This window comes from Saccharopolyspora aridisoli, assembly GCF_004348445.1.
Lineage (GTDB): Bacteria > Actinomycetota > Actinomycetes > Mycobacteriales > Pseudonocardiaceae > Saccharopolyspora > Saccharopolyspora aridisoli.
Genome location: NZ_SMKV01000005.1, coordinates 197,254 through 217,493 on the forward strand (window position 1 = coordinate 197,254; position 20,240 = coordinate 217,493).

The 20,240-nt window shown below is 68.4% G+C and carries 19 protein-coding genes and 1 pseudogene; 9 read left to right on the forward strand and 11 right to left on the reverse strand.

Features of this window, described 5'->3' with window-relative positions; translation table 11 throughout:
- Nucleotides 1-101: 101 nt before the first annotated feature.
- The 5 genes from E1161_RS05985 to ctaE all read right to left on the reverse strand — a co-directional run bounded on the left by E1161_RS05985 (nucleotide 102) and on the right by ctaE (nucleotide 4,905).
- A complete protein-coding gene (locus E1161_RS05985) occupies nucleotides 102-527 on the reverse strand; it encodes a PPOX class F420-dependent oxidoreductase (RefSeq protein WP_132620397.1) in 426 nt (141 codons plus the stop codon).
- A 92-nt stretch (nucleotides 528-619) separates the two neighbouring features.
- Nucleotides 620-2,275 (reverse strand): cytochrome bc1 complex cytochrome b subunit, encoded by a 1,656-nt coding sequence (gene qcrB, locus E1161_RS05990; RefSeq protein ID WP_132620399.1) that lies wholly within the window; start codon nucleotides 2,273-2,275, stop codon nucleotides 620-622.
- The gene (gene qcrA / locus E1161_RS05995; RefSeq protein WP_132620401.1) at nucleotides 2,272-3,402 is read right to left on the reverse strand and encodes a cytochrome bc1 complex Rieske iron-sulfur subunit; all 1,131 of its coding nucleotides are present in this window, start codon (nucleotides 3,400-3,402) and stop codon (nucleotides 2,272-2,274) included. Before qcrA ends, qcrB begins: the two co-directional genes overlap by 4 nt.
- Nucleotides 3,399-4,205: a cytochrome bc1 complex diheme cytochrome c subunit gene (qcrC, locus tag E1161_RS06000; protein WP_132620403.1), complete on the reverse strand. Its 807-nt coding sequence runs from the start codon at nucleotides 4,203-4,205 to the stop codon at nucleotides 3,399-3,401. The genes qcrA and qcrC overlap by 4 nt, the downstream gene beginning before the upstream one ends.
- Nucleotides 4,206-4,293: 88 nt before the next feature.
- Complete coding sequence (gene ctaE, locus E1161_RS06005) at nucleotides 4,294-4,905, reverse strand: aa3-type cytochrome oxidase subunit III (RefSeq protein ID WP_132620405.1); 612 nt, start codon at nucleotides 4,903-4,905, stop codon at nucleotides 4,294-4,296.
- An 86-nt stretch (nucleotides 4,906-4,991) separates the two neighbouring features.
- Here ctaE and E1161_RS06010 point away from each other — a divergent pair, with 86 nt between their 5' ends.
- From E1161_RS06010 to trpD, 3 genes are all read left to right on the forward strand, one after another.
- A complete protein-coding gene (locus E1161_RS06010; protein ID WP_408011949.1) occupies nucleotides 4,992-5,429 on the forward strand; it encodes a hypothetical protein in 438 nt (145 codons plus the stop codon).
- 120 nt (nucleotides 5,430-5,549) lie between these two features.
- Nucleotides 5,550-5,957, forward strand: coding sequence for a hypothetical protein (locus E1161_RS06015; RefSeq protein ID WP_132620407.1), 408 nt, complete (start codon nucleotides 5,550-5,552; stop codon nucleotides 5,955-5,957).
- 131 nt (nucleotides 5,958-6,088) lie between these two features.
- Nucleotides 6,089-7,123: an anthranilate phosphoribosyltransferase gene (gene trpD / locus E1161_RS06020; RefSeq protein ID WP_207920123.1), complete on the forward strand. Its 1,035-nt coding sequence runs from the start codon at nucleotides 6,089-6,091 to the stop codon at nucleotides 7,121-7,123.
- Between the two features lie 239 nt (nucleotides 7,124-7,362).
- On the opposite strand, the gene E1161_RS06025 is transcribed toward trpD, so the two are convergent.
- From E1161_RS06025 to ctaC, 3 genes are all read right to left on the reverse strand, one after another.
- Complete coding sequence (locus tag E1161_RS06025; RefSeq protein WP_132620411.1) at nucleotides 7,363-7,647, reverse strand: Lrp/AsnC family transcriptional regulator; 285 nt, start codon at nucleotides 7,645-7,647, stop codon at nucleotides 7,363-7,365.
- A 96-nt stretch (nucleotides 7,648-7,743) separates the two neighbouring features.
- Entirely contained in the window at nucleotides 7,744-8,142 is a 399-nt protein-coding gene (locus E1161_RS06030; protein WP_132620413.1) for a cytochrome c oxidase subunit 4, read from the reverse strand.
- A 42-nt stretch (nucleotides 8,143-8,184) separates the two neighbouring features.
- Entirely contained in the window at nucleotides 8,185-9,123 is a 939-nt protein-coding gene (gene ctaC, locus E1161_RS06035; RefSeq protein WP_132620415.1) for an aa3-type cytochrome oxidase subunit II, read from the reverse strand.
- A 441-nt stretch (nucleotides 9,124-9,564) separates the two neighbouring features.
- Here ctaC and asnB point away from each other — a divergent pair, with 441 nt between their 5' ends.
- Nucleotides 9,565-11,493: an asparagine synthase (glutamine-hydrolyzing) gene (asnB, locus tag E1161_RS06040; RefSeq protein ID WP_132620417.1), complete on the forward strand. Its 1,929-nt coding sequence runs from the start codon at nucleotides 9,565-9,567 to the stop codon at nucleotides 11,491-11,493.
- A gap of 276 nt (nucleotides 11,494-11,769) precedes the next feature.
- Here the strand turns inward: asnB and E1161_RS06045 are convergent.
- The 3 genes and pseudogenes from E1161_RS06045 to E1161_RS06055 form a co-directional block, all read right to left on the reverse strand.
- Nucleotides 11,770-12,282, reverse strand: a pseudogene (locus tag E1161_RS06045) (M23 family metallopeptidase); the annotation flags it as partial.
- Nucleotides 12,283-12,364: 82 nt separating this feature from the next.
- Nucleotides 12,365-13,921 carry a glycoside hydrolase family 13 protein gene (locus E1161_RS06050; protein ID WP_132620421.1) on the reverse strand — a complete coding sequence of 519 codons (1,557 nt, stop codon included), beginning with the start codon at nucleotides 13,919-13,921 and terminating at the stop codon, nucleotides 12,365-12,367.
- Between the two features lie 88 nt (nucleotides 13,922-14,009).
- Complete coding sequence (locus E1161_RS06055; protein ID WP_132620423.1) at nucleotides 14,010-15,032, reverse strand: LacI family DNA-binding transcriptional regulator; 1,023 nt, start codon at nucleotides 15,030-15,032, stop codon at nucleotides 14,010-14,012.
- Nucleotides 15,033-15,222: 190 nt separating this feature from the next.
- On the opposite strand from E1161_RS06055, the gene E1161_RS06060 reads away from it, so the two are divergent.
- From E1161_RS06060 to E1161_RS06080, 5 genes are all read left to right on the forward strand, one after another.
- Nucleotides 15,223-16,458, forward strand: coding sequence for an extracellular solute-binding protein (locus E1161_RS06060; RefSeq protein ID WP_132620425.1), 1,236 nt, complete (start codon nucleotides 15,223-15,225; stop codon nucleotides 16,456-16,458).
- Nucleotides 16,459-16,460: 2 nt separating this feature from the next.
- The gene (locus tag E1161_RS06065) at nucleotides 16,461-17,378 is read left to right on the forward strand and encodes a carbohydrate ABC transporter permease (RefSeq protein ID WP_132620427.1); all 918 of its coding nucleotides are present in this window, start codon (nucleotides 16,461-16,463) and stop codon (nucleotides 17,376-17,378) included.
- Nucleotides 17,378-18,274 (forward strand): sugar ABC transporter permease, encoded by an 897-nt coding sequence (locus E1161_RS06070; RefSeq protein WP_132620429.1) that lies wholly within the window; start codon nucleotides 17,378-17,380, stop codon nucleotides 18,272-18,274. The genes E1161_RS06065 and E1161_RS06070 overlap by 1 nt, the downstream gene beginning before the upstream one ends.
- 111 nt (nucleotides 18,275-18,385) lie before the next feature.
- Entirely contained in the window at nucleotides 18,386-19,279 is an 894-nt protein-coding gene (mmuM, locus tag E1161_RS06075) for a homocysteine S-methyltransferase (protein WP_132620431.1), read from the forward strand.
- A 172-nt stretch (nucleotides 19,280-19,451) separates the two neighbouring features.
- The gene (locus tag E1161_RS06080; protein WP_132620433.1) at nucleotides 19,452-20,213 is read left to right on the forward strand and encodes a class I SAM-dependent methyltransferase; all 762 of its coding nucleotides are present in this window, start codon (nucleotides 19,452-19,454) and stop codon (nucleotides 20,211-20,213) included.
- The last annotated feature ends 27 nt before the right edge of the window (nucleotides 20,214-20,240 follow it).

A 20,240-nucleotide genomic window follows, 5' to 3' on the forward strand; every position in this document is an offset into this window, starting at 1 on the left:
CCGACACCAGAACCTGGGGAGAACGCCGTGATCGGTTCACCGGGCGGAGAACGGCCGTGGTCGGCTTGAACACCGCGGTTCCAGGAATCGGTTCGGTCCGGTCAGCTGGTCATGTTGAAGGCTGCGTTGATCTTGGTGGGGTGGAGGCGGACCGCGAGTTCGCCGGGGACGCCGTTGCGGCGGCCGAACTCCTCGGCCTTGTCCGGTCCGACGTAGCGGGCCGCGATCATCGTGGCGGTGTCGACGAGGTCCTGGGGATCCTCCGACACCTCCGCGGTGCCCTGGACCTGCACGTACGCGTACGGCGGCTGAGGCAGGTCGACGCACAGCGCCAGCCGCGGGTCGCGGAAGACGGACCTGCCCTTGGCGGAGTTCTTGCCGGTGTTGAACACCAGCACGTCGCCGTCGACGACGAACCACACCGGTGCGACCAGCGGACGGCCGTCGGCGGCGGTGAAGCCGAGCATCCCGGTGCGGGTGCCCTGGGAGAGGAACTCGCGGACCTTCGGGTCCTGCAACGTAGCCATGCCCGGACGCTATCGACCACCGCAGACCGACGCCGGGAACGCGGAACGGCCCGGCACCCCGCTCGGGGTACCGGGCCGTTCGGCTCCAGCGCTTATTCCGTCGGCTGCGAAGGCTTGCCGGCGGTCAGCTGCGTGCGCTCCTCGGCTTCGCGGACCGCGTCGTCGTGACGGGCCTGCTCCAGCGCGGCGGTCTCCTCGACCGGGTCAGGCCGCAGCAGGCTGCCCTCGACCGGGCGACCGGCGGCGCCCAGCTCGTTCATCTTCTTCGGCACCGGAGCGCCCTGGTAGGGCAGTGCCTCCGGGTGGCCGTGGTCGTCCACCGGGCCGAGCGGCTGGTGGACCTCGATGAACTCACCGTGCGGGAGCCGCTTGATGATGCCGGTCTCGACGCCGTGGTCGAGCACCTCCCGGTCGCTGTGCTGGAGGCCCAGGCACATCCGGTAGGTGATCCAGTAGGCGATCGGCGGCGCCACCAGCAGGCCGATGCGTCCGGCCCAGGTCATCGCGTTCAGCGAGATGTTGAACTCGAAGGCGATGATGTCGTTGGTACCGGAGATCATCAGCACCATGAAGAACGTCAGCGCCATGGCGCCCAGCGAGGTGCGTACCGGGTTGTCCCGCGGACGCTGCAGCAGGTTGTGGTGCGCGCTGTCGCCGCTGAGCTTGCGCTCGATGGCCGGGTACATGATCGCCGCCGTGAAGATCATGCCCATGAACAGCACGGTCGGGAAGAACGGTGCCGGGATCGTGAACGGTCCCAGGTAGACCTCCCAGGCCGGCCACAGACGCGACGAACCGTCCGTCCAGATCATGTACCAGTCGGGCTGCGACGCGGCGGAGATCTGCGAGGCGATGTACGGGCCGAGGTTCCAGATCGGGTTGATCTGGAAGACACCGGCCATGATCGCGCAAACGCCGACGACCATCGCGAAGAAGGCACCGGCCTTGACCGCGAACACCGGCATGATCCGGACGCCGACCACGTTGCTCTCGGTGCGCCTCACGCCAGGGAACTGGGTGTGCTTCTGGTACCAGACCAGCGCCAGGTGCGCCGCGACCAGACCCAGGATCAGGCCCGGCAGCAGGAACACGTGGAACAGGTAGAACCGCGGGATCAGATCGGTGCCGGGGAACTCGGCGCCGAACAGGATCCAGTGCACCCAGGTGCCGAGCACCGGGATCGACATCGTGATGCCGGAGGCGATGCGGACACCGGTACCGGACAGCAGGTCGTCCGGCAGCGAGTAGCCGGTGAAGCCCTCGAACATGCCGAGGATGAACAGCGTGACGCCGATCATCCAGTTCGTCTCACGCGGGCGCCGGAACGCACCGGTGAAGAAGATGCGCAGCATGTGCGCCACCATCGACGCCATGAACAGCAGCGCCGCCCAGTGGTGCAGCTGACGGGCGAACAGACCGCCGCGGACCTCGAAGGAGATGTCCAGCGTGCTCTCGAACGCCCGCGACATCTCCACGCCGCGCAGGTTGGTGTACAGGCCCTGGTACTCGACCTCCTGCATGGAGGGGTCGAAGAAGAACGCCAGGTAGGTACCGGTGATCAGCAGCAGTACGAACGTGTAGAGCGCGATCTCGCCGAGCAGGAACGACCAGTGCGTCGGAAAGACCTTGTTCAGCTGCCGCCGCATGCCGGGAGCGAAGCGGTAGCGCGTGTCCAGCTCGTCGGCCGCGTGTGCGACTTTGCCGTACAGCTTGCTCTCTCCCTTCGTGGGCGTGGTGATCGAACTCATGACTTACGCTCCCAGTACGCAGGACCGACGGGCTCGATGAAGTCGCCTTTCGCCACGAAGTAGCCGTCCTCGTCCACCGTGATCGGCAGCTGGGGCAGGGCACGCGTGGCCGGGCCGAACACCGGCTTCGCATAGGTGTTGACCACGTCGAACTGCGACTGGTGGCACGGGCAGAGCAGGCGGCCGGTCTGCTGCTCGAACAGCGACGTCGGGCAGCCCAGGTGGGTGCAGATCTTCGAGTAGGCGTAGTAGTCGCCGTAGTTGAAGTCTTCCTGCCCCTTGCGCTTGACCGGCTTGCTGCCGGGGCGGAGCCGGATCAGCATGACCGGCGCGTCGCCCTTGCGCATCGAGGTGATCAGCTCGTGCTCGTCGTGCCGCCAAGCTTCCCGGAACGGGAAGACCGTCTCGAAACCACCGGCGTCGATGTCCTCGGGCCGCACCAACGAGACGTCGTGCGGGTTGCCCGTGTCGCGACGCAGGTAGATCTTCTCGCCGGGGTGCTCCGGCATCCAGCCGGTGTGCAGCAGCGACTCCTGGCCCTCTTCGGCCCAGGGGTTGCGCACCATGCCGCCGAGGGCGAACACGCCGGCGCCGAGACCGAAGGCGCCCAGGCCGAAGCCCGCTGTGCGCGTGATCATCTTGCGGCGGGCGATGCCGCTGCGGTTACCCGCGTCGGCCAGGATCGCGGCGGTCGTCTGCCGGTCGACCTCGCTGGACCCGTGGCCATCGTGGCGCTGCTGCACCGCGACCTCGTGCGGGATGAACTTCTTCTGGTACTGCACGACGCCGATGCCCACGGCCAGGATCGACAGGCCGAGGAAGAAACCGATCAGCGGGTTGTACAGCGAGTAGATGAAGTGCGCGGTCGGATCGGTCGAGGGCTGGTAGCCCCACGGCCAGAAGATGAACACCGCGATGAAGGCCAGCGCGGACAAGCCGGCCAGCACGAACCAGGCGGCGACGTTGCGCTCGGCACGTCGCTCCGCGCGGGTTCCGCTGACCGGGAAGTTGTCCCGGTACTCGGCCAGCTCGACGTCGTCGAGGGCCAGACCGAGCCGCATCTTCTCGTCGCGGCTCATCTCGGCCAGCTCGGCCTCGGTGTAATCCTTGTTCTCGTGCTCACTCATGCCCTGGCTCCGATCCACAGGGTGAGGCCGATCAGCGCTCCGAGTCCGACGACCCAGGCGACCACCGTTTCCGGTCCGGGGCCGTAGCCGCCGAGGGAGTTGCCGCCCGGGTTGTTGTTGCCGTTGGTCACGGACTTGACGTAGGCGATGATGTCTTTCTTCTCTTCCGGCGTGAGCTGCCGGTCCGAGAACTTGGGCATGTTCTGCGGCCCGGTGACCATCGCGTGGTAGATGTCCTGCTCGGTCGCCTTGTCCAGGTTCGGCGCGAACTTGCCGGAGGACATCGCGATGCCTCGGCCGGTGAAGTTGTGGCAGGAGGAGCAGTTGAGGCGGTAGAGCTCGCCACCGCGCGCGGGGTTGCCGCCCTGCAGCGCTTCACCGGACTGCTTCTGCGCCTCCGGCCCACCGCCGTAGGTCTGCACGTACGCGCCCAGCGCGTCGATCTCCTCCGGGGTGAACTTCGGCGGCTTGCGCAACGCCTGGGCTTCCTGGCGGACCATCGGCATGCGGCCGGTGGAGACCTGGAAGTGCACTGCGGCTTCGCCGACGCCCGTCAGGCTGGGTCCACGGTCCTGCACGCCCTGCAGGTTGGATCCGTGGCAGCTGATGCAGGCGTTGTTGTAGAGCTGCTCGCCCTGCCTCACCAATGCCGGGTTCGCTGCGGCGTGCGCGGTCTGCGGCTCGGGAGTCAGGACGGTGTACAGCCCACCGGCACCCACCAACGCAATGCCCAGCGCCAGTACACCGGAGATCCGCCGCTTGAGCTTCGAGCCCGCGCGGTTCCGTTTCTTAGTGGTGGTCATGAGTGCGGCAACCCTTGCTGTCCGGTTCGGGGTGTTCGTTTCGGCCTCGTTCGAGCCAGGCGATCGAGGTTCCTCGCTGGTGGAGCGATCACGGGACGAGGTAGATCACGGCGAAGAGGCCGATCCACACGATGTCCACGAAGTGCCAGTAGTACGACACGACGATCGCTGCGATGGCTTGAGCCGGCGTGAACTTGCTGAGCTTCGTCCGGATGATCAGAAAGACGAACGCGACCAGCCCACCGATGACGTGCAGCCCGTGGAAGCCGGTCGTCATGTAGAAGACCGTCCCGTAGGCCGACGACGCGATCGTGGTCGCGTGCTCGGTGACCAACTGGAAGTACTCACCGGCCTGCCCGAGCACGAAGACCGTGCCCATGATCAGCGTGATCACGTACCACCGGCGGAGACCGAAGACGTCACCCCGCTCAGCCGCGAACACGCCCCACTGGCAGGTGAACGACGACGCCACCAGGATGATCGTGAACGGGAGGGCGTACGGGAGGTTCAAGTGAGTGGGCGGTGGTGGCCACGCGCCCTCGTTCTGCGCCTTCACCGTGAAGAACATGGCGAAGAGTCCAGCGAAGAACATCAGCTCGCTGGCCAACCAAACGATGGTGCCGACGCTGACCATGTTGGGCCGGTTCAGCGAGTGCACGCGTTGACTGATTGAGGGCGCTGCCGTTGTCACGCGACGCATTATGTCTTGCAGCTTTTCCCCTCGCGCCCTCGGGTCCTCCCCTACGACCGCGAGGTGATCGGATTGCGATGTGGAGGTAACTCAACGTGAGAACTCTTCGGTCCGTTCTGGCTGCGCTGGGCCTCCGCCGGACCGACCGCGACAAGCCCGTGCTCAGCATCGATGACCCCGGATTGCACGTTGTGGTGTGGTCCTACGACGACACCGAGGCCGCGTCGGCGGCACTGGCCAGGGCCACCGCCTGGAAGCCCGACGAGCCGGCGGTGCTGCGCCACCACCTGGCACTTCCCAGTGACGTGGTCGACACCGCGAGGGCCTTGCTGACCTCGGACGAGTGGACCCTGCGCCCCGGAGGTCGCGGAGATGACCTCTGCGTGCCCGGTTCGACCCCGTTGGTCGCGCTCCGTGTGCAGCGATTGGATGCGTTGCATTGCTCACAGGAGACCTCCCGGATGGCCGGCCTGGCACAACGGCACGGCGGCGAGACCTTCGGCTGGGACGCCCTGCAGCCCGCGGCGGAATGATCGGATCCGTCCGGGTGGCTACTGTCACACCCGCTCGGGCGGCTAGCATTCGGACCTGTTAGTGCCCCGTGCTGCGCAGGTCCGGTGCGGGTGTCCCGCAAGCTCGCCGAGGAGCCAGTGATGAGCACCGCAACAACGAACGTTCTCGTGTTCAGCCACCGCGCCGAGGTCCGGGAGGCGATCATCAACGCCGTCGGGCGGCGCCCGGCACCCGATCTGGACCGGCTGCGCTACATCGAGGCGGGCACCGTCGCCGACGTCCTCAGCGAGGTCGACGCGGGCAAGGTCGACCTGCTGATCCTGGACGGCGAAGCGCAGCCGACGGGCGGCATGGGCGTGTCCAGGCAGCTCAAGAACGAGATCGACCAGTGCCCGCCGGTGGTCGTGGCGGTCCGCCGCAAGGACGACCGATGGCTCGCCACCTGGTCGCAGGCCGACGCGGTCCTGGTGCACCCGCTGGACCCGTTGGCCTCCGCCGAGACCGTCGCAGAGGTCCTGCGCACCCAGGGCAAGCCAGTCCCGGCCTGACCCTCGCCGGGCCCGCGAGGGCGGCGAGGCGGCTCGGCGATCCATGCCATATCGGGCAGTTCAGGAGGCGTGCGCGGCGGCACGGTAGTTTTCCTTGGACAGTCGAACCGACGGAGCAGATCGTGGGAACCATGGCGGGAAGTTGGGCAGGGCTGCTGAGCAGCCTGGTCGCGGGTGCGGACCTGTCCGCGGAGGACACCGCCTGGGCCATGGACCTGATCATGTCGGGCGAGGCGACACCGGCCCAGGTGGCGGGCTTCGTGGTGGCCCTGCGGGCCAAGGGCGAGACGTCCGCCGAGGTCCTCGGCATGGCCGACGCGATGCTCCAGCACGCCCGCACGCTGGACATCACCCAGCGAGCGGTGGACATCGTCGGCACCGGCGGCGACCGCAGCGGCAGCGTGAACATCTCCACCATGGCCTCGATCGTGCTGGCCGCGTCCGGGGTGACCGTGGTCAAGCACGGCAACCGCGCGGCCTCGTCGAAGTGCGGAACGGCCGACGTGCTCGAAGAGCTCGGCGTGGCGATCGACCTGCCGCCGGCCGCCGTGGCGCGCTGCGTGGAGGAGGTCGGCATCGGCTTCTGCTTCGCGCCGGTGTTCCACCCCGCGTTCAAGCACGCCGGTGCCCCGCGACGCGAGATCGGCATCCCGACCGCGTTCAACGTGCTGGGCCCGCTGACCAACCCGGCACGGCCCGCGGCAGGCCTGATCGGCTGCGCGGACCGCCGGATGGCGCCGGTGGTCGCCGAGGTGTTCGCCTCGCGCGGCAACGCGGCGCTGGTGGTGCGCGGCGACGACGGCATGGACGAGATCACCACCACGGCCGCCAGCACGCTCTGGGTGGTCAACGACGGGATGGTCCGCGAGGACGCGCTGGACCCGCGGGACTTCGGCATCGCCCGCAGCCGTCCGGAGGATCTGCAGGGCGGCGACGCGAAGGACAACGCCAAGGCCGTCCGAGACCTCCTGGCGGGCGCCACCGGACCGGTCCGCGACGCGGTCCTGCTCAACGCGGCCGGAGCCTGCGTCGCCTACGACGGCCCCGGAACGGACCTGCGTACGCAGTTCGAAGCCGGCCTGACCCGGGTGGCCGAGGCCATCGACTCAGGCGCCGCAGCAGCCCTCCTGGACCGCTGGACGACCCTCTGCACCGAACTCCGCTGAAGGGACACCACTCGTCCTGCGTGGCGGTGCAGGTCGTGGGACCTCGGCCGAAGCACGCCAGGCACGACGAAGTCGCTTCCTCGGTACCTCACCTGAGCAACAACCGGCACCGCCGCGGGCTCTGAGCGGTGCTGTGGCGAGCACGCCGCGACGCCGTGCGTGGCACCAGGGGTGGCGCGCGGAGTCCACGGCGCCGCTCAAGTCCCCCACGCGAGGGGAACGACCACGAACTTCGGCCGTCATTCCTCTTCGAGGCCGATGGAGAAGGCGGCTTCCGTGTCCCTCCGGGAGTAGGAGCGGAAGGCGATGTGGGTGTCGGTGTCCTCGACGCCCGCCACTTTGTTAATCTTGCCGGGGACGATGTCCGCGAGGTGCTCGTGCTTGGCGACGCGGAGCATCGCGATCAGGTCGACATCACCCGCGCAGGAGTAGACCTCGTCGACGCCGTCGATGTCAGCGATCTCCTGGGCCGCCTCGGTGAGGCGGTCCGCGGCGGTCTGGATCAGCACGATGGCGGTGATCACGAGGGAGGACCTCCTGCTGCGTGGTTGTTCGTCGAACGAGATCCTAGATGCGAGAAGGCCCCTCGGTCGCGACCGAGGGGCCTTCCACGTTGTGCTTCAGTGGCTGCTCTGACCGGTGTGGTACTCGAACACCAGTCCTGCGACCATGATCAGCAGGAAGCCTACCGCGAGCACCATCATCCAGACGTGGAAGAACGCCAGGGCGATGCCCGCGAACGCCGCACCGGCGGCCAGGCCGACCGGCCAGTAGCTACCCGGGCTGAAGAAGCCCAGCTCACCAGCACCGTCGCTGATCTCCGCGTCCGGGTTGTCCTCGGGACGCTCCTCGATCCGGCGAGCCACGAAGGAGAAGTAGCTGCCGATGATCAGGGACAGACCGCCGACCAGGACCAGCGCCACGGTGCCCACCGGCTCCTTGGCCCAGACGCCGTAGACGACTGCGGACAGGAAGAAGAAAACGGTGATGATGTTGAAGATCCTCGATTCGACCTTCATGGAGTCCTCGCTCTCACGCCGTACGCCCTGTCGAGGGCACCCCTAGCTGTTCGTCCCGATGCCGGAGGGCACGCCGCCGGTGCGGTCGGTGTTGAACGGAACACCGGTCACCGCGTGCGGCGTGCACAGCTCACCGCAGTTCATCGCACCGAGGGCCTCGGCAGCGGTGTAGGTCTGCCCCGTCTGCGGGTTCACCTGGGTGCGCAGCTGCATGTACCGGTCGAACTTGTCCGGCGAAAGCGCCCGGACCTCGAAGTTCATCATCGCGTGGTAGGTGCCGCACAGCTCGGCGCACCGGCCCACGAACGAGCCTTCCCGCTCAACGGTGTTCTGGAAGACGTTGTCCTGGTTGTTCTTCTCCGGGTACGGGAAGGTGTCCCGCTTGAAGTGCCACTCCGGGACGAAGAACGAGTGGATCACATCGGTGGACCGGATGCGGTACTCGACGCGCTGCCCGACCGGCACGACCAGCAGCGGGATCTCGCTGCTGCTGCCGATGGTGCGCACCGGCTGCCCGTCCGGCGTCTTGTAACCGGGGTAGTTGAACTCCCAGTTCCACTGGAACGAGACCACGTTCACGGTCTGGTCCGGCTTCGCCGGCTTGGCCAGAACCGTGTTCTGCGTGACCGCCGTGAAGTAGAACAGCACGACCACCAGCACGAACGGAATCGCCGTGTAGATGAGCTCGAGCGGCAGGTTGTACTGGAACTGACGCGGCAGTTCCTCGTCGTTCTTCTTCTTGCGGTGGAAAGCGACCGACCAGAAGATCAGCCCCCACACCAACACACCGACCGCGAGTGCTGCGATCACCGACCAGGTCCACAGGTTCCGCATCGCCTCGGCCTGCGGGGTGACACCCTCTGGCCATCCGAACCGCAGGACCTCGTCGGTCGTGCAGCCAGTGGCCGCGACACCAACCAGGCCGATCAGACCAGCGACCTTGACCAGCCGTGGCACTCGGGTCCCCTCCTTCAGGCCCACTGCGCGACGCCTCCTCGTGCAAAACTCACCGAAGCGGCTTGGTCGATCCCCGGTCCGCCCGCAGGCAACCGCAGATCCGCCGCCGGAATCCTGGGCAGAGCCTAGCCCAGGTGTAGCCGCGATACTGCTCCGGGGGCGCCGATCGCTCGCTCAGGGCCGATCTCGCAATGGCGGAGCGGCTCTCCCCTCCTGGCGACCACCTGAGCAGCCTGCGCCCGCCGGGGGTCCTGAGCGGGTACGTGGCGAGCGCGCCGCGACGATGTGGGCGGCGTGCACGAGGAGTGGCGCGCGGGTCCGCGGAGCCGGTCCGGTACCTCCACCCGCACGATCGCGCAGAACGACCACGAAGCGCTCGCCCCCACGCGCGTGCAGCGCGCGGGCCTAGGTTCTGCATACTGGAGCCAGCCTTTTCCCCCCGACTCGGAGAGGTGCACGAGACGCGTGTGCGGCCTGCTTGGACTCATCTGTCCCACTCAAGAATTTGCCGGTTACAGCGTGAACGCCGTGGCCAACGCGCTGCCCTGTCAACGACACCGGGGACCGGACGAGAGCGACACGTGGCAGGGCGGTGAGGTCGTCCTCGGCTTCAACCGGCTGTCCATCATCGACCTTGAGCACTCCCACCAGCCGTTGACCTGGGGTCCGCCGGAGAACCCGCGGCGCTACACCATCACGTTCAACGGTGAGATCTACAACTACCTGGAGCTGCGCGCCGAGCTCATCGAGCAGTACGGCGCCCGGTTCGGCACCGACGGCGACACCGAGGTCATCGTCGCCGCCTACCACTACATGGGCCCGCGGTCGGTCGGCCGGCTGCGCGGCATGTTCGCGTTCATGATCTGGGACAGCGAGCGCAAGGTGGTCTACGGCGCGCGCGACCCGTTCGGCATCAAGCCGCTGTTCTACGCCACCGGACCCGGCGGCACGGCCTTCGCCAGCGAGAAGAAGAGCCTGCTCAGCCTGGCCAACACGCTCAAGATCGGCGAGGAGCTCGACCACAAGGCGCTGCAGCACTACTTCGTGCTCCAGTACGTGCCGGAGCCCGAGTCGCTGCACCGGCAGATCCGCCGGATCGAGTCCGGGACCTCGTTCACCGTCTCGCCGGGCGGGCAGCTGGTGACCGAGCGGTACTTCCAGCCGAACTTCCGTCCGCGCCCGGCCAACACCGACGCCGACGTGCGGCGGCTGCAGAACGAGATCGTCGATGTGATGCGCGACTCGGTCGCCAAGCACATGCGCGCGGATGTGACGGTCGGCTCGTTCCTGTCGGGCGGCATCGACTCCACCGCCATCGCGGCGCTGGCCAAGGAGCACAACCCGAACCTGATCACCTTCACCACCGGTTTCGAGCGGCAGGGCTACTCGGAGGTGGACGTGGCCGCCGAGTCGGCCGCGGCGATCGGCGTCAAGCACGTGGTCCGCACCGTCTCCGCCGAGGAGATGATGGAGGCGCTGCCGCTGATCATCTGGTACCTCGACGACCCGGTGGCCGACCCGGCGCTGGTCCCGCTGTGGTTCATCGCCCGCGAAGCCCGCCAGCACGTGAAGGTGGTGCTCTCCGGCGAGGGCGCCGACGAGCTGTTCGGCGGTTACACGATCTACCGCGAGCCGCTGTCCCTGGCGCCGTTCGAGAAGGTGCCGGGCGCTCTGCGCAAGGCGATGGGCAGCATCTCCAGCCGCATCCCGGAGGGCGTGCGCGGCAAGGACCTGCTGCGCCGCGGTTCGCTGGACCTGGAGGAGCGCTACTACGGCAACGCGCGCATCTTCCGGGACGACCAGCTGCGCAACATCATGCGCGCCTTCGACCCGGGCGTGTCGCACAAGGACGTGACCGGCGCCCCGTACAGCCTGTCGAAGGACTGGGACCCGGTGACCCGGATGCAGCACGTCGACCTGTTCACGTGGCTGCGCGGTGACATCTTGGTCAAGGCCGACAAGGTGACGATGGCCAACTCGCTGGAGCTGCGAGTCCCGTTCCTCGACAACGAGGTCTTCCGGGTGGCCAGCACGGTGCCGTTGGAGCAGAAGATCACCAGCGAGACCACCAAGTACGCGCTGCGCCAAGCGCTGTACCAGGTCGTCCCGGCGCACGTGCTCAACCGTCGCAAGCTCGGCTTCCCGGTGCCGATCCGGCTCTGGCTCAAGGACGAGATGCACGACTGGGCTCGCAACATCATCCAGCAGTCCCAGACCGATCACCTGCTGGATCGCCGCGCGATCCTGCAGCTGCTGGAGGAGCACCGCTCCGGCGTCCTCGACCACAGCCGGCGCCTCTGGGCCCTGCTGGTCTTCATGCTCTGGCACGCCATCTTCATCGAAGGCCGCCTCTCCCCCGAGGTCCCGGAACCCCACTACCCCGTGCGCCTCTGACGCTCGAACGCACACGCGGAAGGCCTGCTCCCACGATGAGGGAGCAGGCCTTCGGCGTTCCCGCCCCAGGGGTTTGGAGAGCGACTTGGGGTCCTGGCACTGCACCAGGTGCGGGACTCAGCTCGCACCGCCGCAGGTCCTGACACGACGTCTGGCGAGGACAGCCGTTGCGCCGTGCATCGGACATGCATCAGCGACGGATCCCGCAGCCAGACGACGTGTCAGGTTCCGCTACCCGCACCGCCACGCGGAGCGAGTGCGAACCGAGTCATTTCAGCAGTTGTTCTTGCTGGTGAACGGGGTGTGTCCGTAGTACGGGACGGCTTTGCCGTTGAGGACGACCTTGCGGTCGGCGCCGTCGAGGATCTGCTCGAAGTGCAGGTGGGGGCCGGTGACTCCGCCGGTGGCGCCGGCCTCGCCGATCTTGTCGCCTGCCGACACCTTCTCGCCGACCGAGACGGCCTGGCTGGACAGGTGGGCGTAGCGGGTGCGCCAGCCATTGCCGTGGTCGAGTTCGATCCACCGGCCGTAGCTGGTGTCGCCTTCGTTCTCCGACCTGGTCACGGCGCCTCCGGCGGAAGCGAGGACGGCCATGCCGGTGATGCCCTCGCGCTGGAAGTCGACCGAGTTGGCCGGGCTGTGCCCGCTGAAGGTGGCAGCCGTGACCTCGACACCGCACGTGAAGGGCACCTGGAAGTTCGGCGCGGCGGACGCCGGCGCCTGGGAACCGACCACGGCGACGGCGGACAGCGCCGCCGCCGCCATGGTCGTTGCTGATCGTCGCACCATGCGAGTCACCTCCGTGTCATTGGTGACTCACATGCGACCACGGTCGGTACGGCAGAAATAGACCCACTGAGACGATTCTTGGTTACTTCTTGCCGTCTCCGAGCCAGACGGTGGTGTTCGGCGGCAGCTCCCCCGTCCAGACCTCGGCGCCGTCGCTGCGGAGCAGCAGGTCACCAGGAAGGTCGAGGCTGACCGGCACTTCGCCGAAGTTGGTGGCGCACGCGAAGCCCGGCTCGCGAGCGAACGCGAGCACCTGCCCCTGAGCGCCCAGCCAGGTCAGCTCCCCATCGCCCAGAACGGTCAGCTCGCGGCGCAGCGCCAGCGCCGAGCGGTAGAGCCGCAGCACCGAACCAGGGGCGGCGCGCTGAGCCTCCACCGTGGACGACGCCCACTCCCCCGGCGCGGGAAGCCAGCTCCCGCCGGGACCGAAGCCGAACGGCGGCTCGTCACCAGACCACGGCAGCGGCACGCGGCAGCCGTCGCGGCCGACGTCGGTGCCGCCGGACCGGGCCCAGATCGGGTCCTGGCGAACCTCGTCGGGCAGCTCCAGCACTTCGCTCAATCCCAGTTCTTCGCCCTGGTAGACGTAGACCGAGCCAGGCAGGGCGAAGCTGAACAGCGCCGCCGCGCGAGCGCGCGACAGGCCGAGCTCGCCGTCGCCGAAGCGGGTCACCGGGCGCCGGACGTCGTGGTTGCCCAGCACCCACGTGGTGGTCGCACCGACCTGAGCGGTGGTGGCCAGGGATTCGGTGACGACCTTCCCGAACTCCTCCGCCGACCAGGGCGCCTCCAGCAGCGCGAAGTTGAACGCCTGGTGCAGCTCGTCGGGCCGGACGTAGCGGGCCAGGCGCTCCTGGGTGGACGCCCAGGCTTCGGCGACGCCGATCCGCCCGCCCGAGTAGGAGTCGAGCAGCGCGCGCCAGTCGCGGTAGATCTCGTGCACCTCGTCCTGGTCGAAGTAAGGCAGTTCGCCCTTCCCCAGCAGGGAGATCTGCTCGCTGCGACCGGTGTCGGCCAGGTCCGGGTGCTTGATCATCCCGTGCGCGACGTCGATGCGGAACCCGTCGACGCCGCGGTCCAGCCAGAACTTGAGCACCTTGCGGAAGTCCGCGCGCACCTGCGGGTTCCGCCAGTTCAGGTCCGGCTGTTCGGGCGCGAACAGGTGCAGGTACCACTGCCCGTCGGGCAGCCTGGTCCAGGCCGGGCCGCCGAAGATCGATTCCCAGTCGTTCGGCGGCCCGTCGCCGCGCCCCTCGCGGAACAGGTAGCGGTCGCGTTCGATCGAACCCGGCTCGGCGGCCAGGGCCTCGGCGAACCACGCGTGCTGGTCGGAGGTGTGGTTCGGGACGACGTCGACCAGCACTCGCAGACCGGCGTCGTGGGCCTGGGCCAGCAGCGCGTCGAACTCGTCGAGGTCGCCGAAGAGCGGGTCGACGCCGCAGTAGTCGGCGACGTCGTAGCCGCCGTCGGCCATCGGCGAGGGGTAGAACGGGGTCAGCCAGATCGCGTCGACGCCCAGCTCCACGAGGTGCGGCAGCCGCTCCCGCACCCCAGCGAGGTCACCGATCCCGTCGCCGTCGCCGTCGGCGAAGCTGCGCACGTAGATCTGGTACACCACGGCATCACGCCACCAAGACATGCTGCTCCCTTTCCGGAGTGCGGGCAGTTCCGGTCTGGATCGACCGGGCAGAACTTCGATCGCGGGCAGCTCTGGAGCACCGTCTGCGTCAACGCTCCCGAGTGGACTCGCGGACGATCAAGCTGGGCCGGAACATGCGGCTGAAGCTGGTCGAGCCGCGCTCGTCGCCGTCGGGGTCGAGCTGGCGCAGGAGCTCGTCGACGGCCGCGGCGGCCATGTCGCGAATGGGCTGGGCCAGGGTCGTCAGCGCCGGTTGGCAGTAGGCGGCCAGCGGGATGTCATCGAAGCCGACCACCGAGATCTCCTCCGGCGTGCTCAGCCCGCGCCTCTTGGCCTCCCCCATCGCGCCCAGCGCCATCACGTCCGACGAGCACAGCACCGCCGTGGGCTGCGGACCGTCGAGCAGCCGCGACATCGCCTCGGCACCGCCTTCGGCGGAGAACGCGCCGTGCGCGACGAGTTCGGCGGCAGGTTCGACGCCGGCTTCCTCCAAAGCCGCGGCCCACCCCGCGCGCTTGAGCCGGGACGGCAGCGCTCGCGAGGGGCCGCTGACGAAGCCGACGCGGCGATGCCCCTGTTCCAACAGGTGTCGCGCCGCGAGGTGACCGGCGAGGTGCTCGTCGACGGTGATGTCCGGGACGTCCAGGCTCGGTGCGCCGCCGTTGACGAACACCATCCGGACACCCTCGCGCGCCAGCTTCTCGTAGTAGCCGCGGGTGCGACGCTCGTCGTTGTCCGGGTTGGCGATCTCCGGTGACACGAAGATCATGCCCTCGACGCCGCGCGCCTGGAGCATTTGGACGTACTCCCTCTCGCTCATCGCCGCGCGCGTGTTGCACAGCAGCGAGGCGTAACCCGCTTGCGAGGCACGACTTTCCAGCGCTTCGGCGAAAGCGGGGAACACCGGGTTGGACAGCTCCGGCACCAGCAGGCCGATCACTCCCGTGCGCCGCAGGGCTCCGACGCCCCGGGCGGTGTGCGGCAGCTGGTTGAGCACGTCGAGCACGCGTTGCCGGGTCTCCTCGGCGATGCCGGACTTGCGGTTGAGCACGCGGCTCACCGTGGACACGCTCACCCCGGCCGCTTCCGCGATCTCGGCCAGACCCGCCAACGCCGGACTCCTCCCACTCCGATGGTTCCCGACCCGATACTGCACGCCCTAGCAACAATTTGCAATGGTCTTCCCTCATGGGTCGCCAAAGTCTGTCCATTTTCTTCCAAAGAGCTTGACGCGCATCACATCTTCGGTATGCAATCTAATGCCAGTCGGTTGCAAAAACTTGCACAACGGAGGTCTGGAAATGAGACCCAAGGCCACGGTCACCGCTGCCCTGGGCCTGGTCGGAGCCCTCACCCTCACCGGGTGCGGCGGTTCGGCAGGCAACGCGAACGAGGTCGTGTACTGGGACACCAGCGGATCAGCGGAAAGCGCTGTGTTCAGCGAGCTCGCCCAGGAGTGCGGCCGCACCGGTGGCTACCAGGTGCGCGTGGAAACGGTGGCCTTCGACCAGGCGCTCAACAACTACAAGACCGCGGCGCAAGGCGGACAAGGACCGGACGTGCTGCGCGCCGACGTCGGCTGGGTCTCGCAGCTCGCGCAGGCAGGCCTCATCCAGGACCTCTCCGGCACGCCGCTGGTCGCCGGCACCGACGACTTCCTGCCGAACACGCTGGAATCGACCAGGTTCGAGGGCAAGACCTACGCCGTCCCGCAGGTCACCGACGCGCTCGCGCTGTTCTACAACAAGCGCAAGCTCGACGCCGCCGGCGTGGAACCGCCGCGAACTTGGGACGAGCTCAAGGCCATCGCCCCGAAGCTGGGTGGCGAGAACGCGCTGTTCCTCAACAACGACGAGTACTACGCGCTGCCGTTCATCTACACCCACGGCGGTGACCTGGTGAACTCCGACGCGCGGATGATCACCGTCAACTCCCCGGAGACCGTGCGCGGCGTGCAGGTCGCCAAGGACCTGCTCGACGCCAAGGCCGCCCGCACGTCGCTCGACCAGCCCAACTCCTACACCAGCATGAAGACCGCGTTCACCACCGGCGAGACGGCCATGATCATCGACGGCCCGTGGGCGGTTTCGGAGTTCACCGCCTCCCAGGAGTTCGCCGACCCCGCCAACCTGGGCATCGCGCCGGTCCCCGGCTCGGCGACCCCGTCGCCGGTGGGCGGCCACGACTACGTGATCAGGCAGGGCAGCGACGCCACCGAGGCCTCGCAGAAGTTCGTCGCCTGCATGAGCAGCACAGCCGGCCAGGCGAAGATCGCCGCGGAGCTGGGCCTGCTGCCCACCCGCAAGTCCGCCTACGACCACCCGGCGGTCGTCGCCAACCCGATCGTCACCGCGTTCCGCCCGCTGGCGGCGACCACGCACAGCCGCGCGTGGATCCCGCAGAACAGCGAGCTGCTGGAGCCGCTGCAAACCGCCTACGGCGACGTCCTGTCCGGCCGCAAGCAGACCCAGGCCGCGCTGGACGAGCTGGCGCAGACCTACCAGACCACGATCCTCACCGACTACGCGAAGCGCTGATCATGCGGAACTTCCTGGCCCGGTACTGGTTCGGCTACGCGATGGTGCTGCCGGTGGTCGCGGTCCTCGCGCTGCTGGTAGTGCTGCCGCTGCTGCAGGGCGTGTACTTCGGGTTCACCGACATCAACGACACCAACATCGCCAACCCGGTCTTGGACCGCGAGGCGCGCTACTCCTTCGTCGGGTGGGACAACTACCTCAACGTGCTGTCCGGCTCGGCGGCGTTCGGTTCGTTCTGGGCGACGCTGGTGCGCACCGTGATCTGGACCTTCGCGTGCGTGGTCTGCCACTACGGCATCGGCCTGGGTCTGGCGATGCTGCTCAACCGGCGGATGCGCGGGCGCGGGCTGTACCGGGTGCTGCTGATCCTGCCGTGGGCGGTGCCGGTCTTCATCAGCGCCTTCGCCTGGCGGTACCTGCTCAACGCCGACTACGGCCTGCTCAACTGGGTGCTGGGAGCACTGGGTCTGCCCGGTCAGGTGTGGCTCGGCCAGTCGGACCTGGCGCTGGTGTCGGTGATCGTGGTCAACGTGTGGCTGGGCGTGCCGTTCATGATGGTCGCCCTGCTCGGTGGGTTGCAGGCCATCCCGTCGGACCTCTACGAGGCCGCCGAGGTGGACGGGGCCACGCCCTGGCAGCGGTTCATCAACGTGACGCTGCCGGGGCTGCGCCCGGTGTCGAGCAGCGTGGTGCTGCTCGGGGTGATCTGGACGTTCAACATGTTCCCGGTCATCTACCTGATCACCGGTAACAACCCGCACACCCGGATTTTGGTGACCTACGCCTTCGAGCGGTTCTTCTCCGGCGCCACCAGGGATTACGCGATCGCCTCCACCTACGGCGTGCTGATCCTGTCGGTGCTGCTGGTCTTCGCCGCGATCTACCGCCGCGCGATGGCGCGGCAGGGAGAGGAGCTGTGATGAGCATCGACGCAGCGTCCCTGCGGGCGTCCTCGGCCGCCGCGCAACCGCGTGGCCGGGGCAGGCGTTCGACGCTGGCGAGCATCGGGTTGCACGGCGCGCTGAGCGTGGCGTCGCTGATCGCGGTGTTCCCGGTGTTCTGGGTCGTGGTGGTGTCGTTCAAGCCGGACGCGAAGGCGATCGAGGCGACGCCGTCGCTGTTCAACGACTCCAGCCTGGACAACTACACCGACGTGCTCACCGGCGCGAAGGGCTCGTTCCTGGCGTGGTTCGGCAACTCGGTGCTGATCGCGGCGCTGACCACCGTGCTCGGCGTGCTGCTGGCGGCGACCACCGCCTACGCGCTGAGCCGGTTCCGGTTCCCCGGCAGGCCCTGGTTGCTCCTGTCGTTCCTCGTCGTGCAGATGTTCCCGTTCGCGGTGCTGATCGTGCCGCTGTACAACATCCTGCTCAAGCTGGGTTTGCAGGGCAGCGCGCTCGGACTGGTGCTGGTCTACTGCAGCACCGCCATCCCGTTCTGCACGTTCATGCTCAAGAGCTACTTCGACGGGATCCCGGCCGACATCGACGAGGCCGGGCGGGTCGACGGGCTCTCGCCGCTCGGCGTGTTCTGGCGGCTGGTGCTGCCGCTGGCCCGCCCGGGTCTGGCGGTGACCGGCTTCTACTCGTTCATCGTCGCCTGGAGCGAGGTCGCCTTCGCCTCGGCGTTCCTGTCGGCGGCCGACGAGTCCAAGACTCTCGCGGTCGGCCTGCAGGTCTTCGTCCAGCAGAACCGGGCGGAGTGGGGTCACCTCGCGGCGGCGTCGGTGCTGGTGGCGGTCCCGGCGGTGATCGTGTTCTACGCCGTGCAGCGCTTCCTTGTCTCCGGGTTGGCGGCGGGCAGCGTGAAGGGCTGACCACCCGGCTTCCGACTCCGGTGCCCCGGCGTCGGATCTCGCGAGATTCGGATCTGCCCACGCCGGGTTTCGAGGGGGTCCGCCCTCCGGAACACCACTAGGCTGGACGGCATGCAGGAATTCAGGGTCGATCGGCCGCTGGTGCTCGACGGCGGGTTGGCCACGGAGCTGGAGGCGATGGGGCACGAGCTCGCCGACGCGCTGTGGTCAGCACGCCTGCTGGCCGACGCCCCGGAGGAGATCGTCGCCGCGCACGCCGCGTTCTACCGGGCGGGCGCCGACATCGCCACCACCGCCAGCTACCAGGCGTCGTACGAGGGCTTCGCCGAGCGCGGTCTCGACCGCGCCGGTGCCGAGCGGCTGCTGCGCCGCAGCGTCGAGCTGGCGCGGCTGGCGGGTGAGGTCGAGCCAGGCGAGAACCGGTGGGTCGCCGCCTCCATCGGTCCGTACGGCGCGACCCTCGCCGACGGCTCCGAATACCGGGGCGACTACGGGCTCACCAAGCACGAGCTGCGGGAGTTCCACATGCCGCGCTTGGAGACGCTGGCCGACGCGGCCCCGGACATCCTCGCGCTGGAGACCATCCCGGACGTCGAGGAAGCCGAGGTCCTGGTCGAAGCCGTCGCTGGCCTGGGAGTGCCGGCGTGGCTGTCGTTCACCGTCGACGGCGACCGGACCCGCGCCGGCCAACCGCTCGCCGACGCCTTCGCCATGGCCGGATCCGACGCGATCCACGCGATCGGGATCAACTGCTCGAATCCCGAGGACGTCCTACCCGCGCTCGAAACCGCCCGAGCCGCAACGGAAAAGCCGCTCGTCGCCTATCCCAACAGCGGCGAGGGGTGGGACGCCGAGCAGCACGCCTGGACCGGCGATCCTCGCCTGTCCCCGCGCCAGGCCCGCCAGTGGCGCGCAGCCGGCGCCATGCTCGTCGGCGGCTGCTGCCGAGTCCGACCCGAAGACATCACCGCAGTGGCGGAGGCCCTCCTCGACCCGGAGAGCTGACCGGCGGAAACCGGTGGTGCTCCGAAGCTCAGCTGCTGGGGCTCACCACGCCACAAGATCGCGCTCCTCACCGTGACTCGAACGTCACCTACAACGCCCCACCCACCGAGTCCCAGCCGAACGGGCGGAAAACCGGTGGTGCGCCACCGCGGCGTTCGCCACCGTGGTCGTCATGAGTGATGGCGAAATCACCAACGAAGAACCGACGTTCGACGCCGAGGGCCTTTTCGACGACGACTACCTGCACTTCTACGGCCCGCTGATCGACGAACGCGCTCAGGCCGAGTCGGAGTTCGTGTCCCAGCTGCTCGGCGTCTCACCAGGCGATGAGGTCCTGGACCTGGCCTGCGGGCACGGCAGGCTGGCCAACCGGCTGGCCGCGATGGGCTGTCGGGTCACCGGCCTGGACAGCTCCGCCACGTTCCTGCGACGCGCCCGCGCGGATGCCGCCGAACTCGGCGTGGAGGTCACCTACGTCGACGGGGACATGCGAGAACTTCCCTGGCAGGAGCGCTTCGACGCGGCGCTGAACTGGTTCACCGCCTTCGGCTACTTCTCCGACGCGGGCAACCGCCAGGTGCTCTCGGAGGTCCATCGCGCGCTGCGGCCAGGCGGGCGGTTCGCGGTGGAGCTGAACAACATCGTCGAACTGCTCCCCCGCTACCGGGCTCAGGTGGTGCACGAGGTCGGCGACGACATGATGATCGACCACCACCGCTTGGACCCGCTGACCATGCGCTCGATCGTCGAGCGGGTGGTGCTCCGGGGTGGCCAGGTCCGCCGCGTCCCCCACGCGGTCCGCATGTTCACCGCGCCGGAGCTGCGCGACTGGCTGCACCAGGCGGGTTTCACCGACGTCTCGTTCCGCGGCGAGGACGGTGGAGCCCTCAGCACCGCGCACCGCCGCATGATCGCGCTCGCCACCCGGGCATGAGGGCGGCCAGGTCGGTGGGGGTGGAAG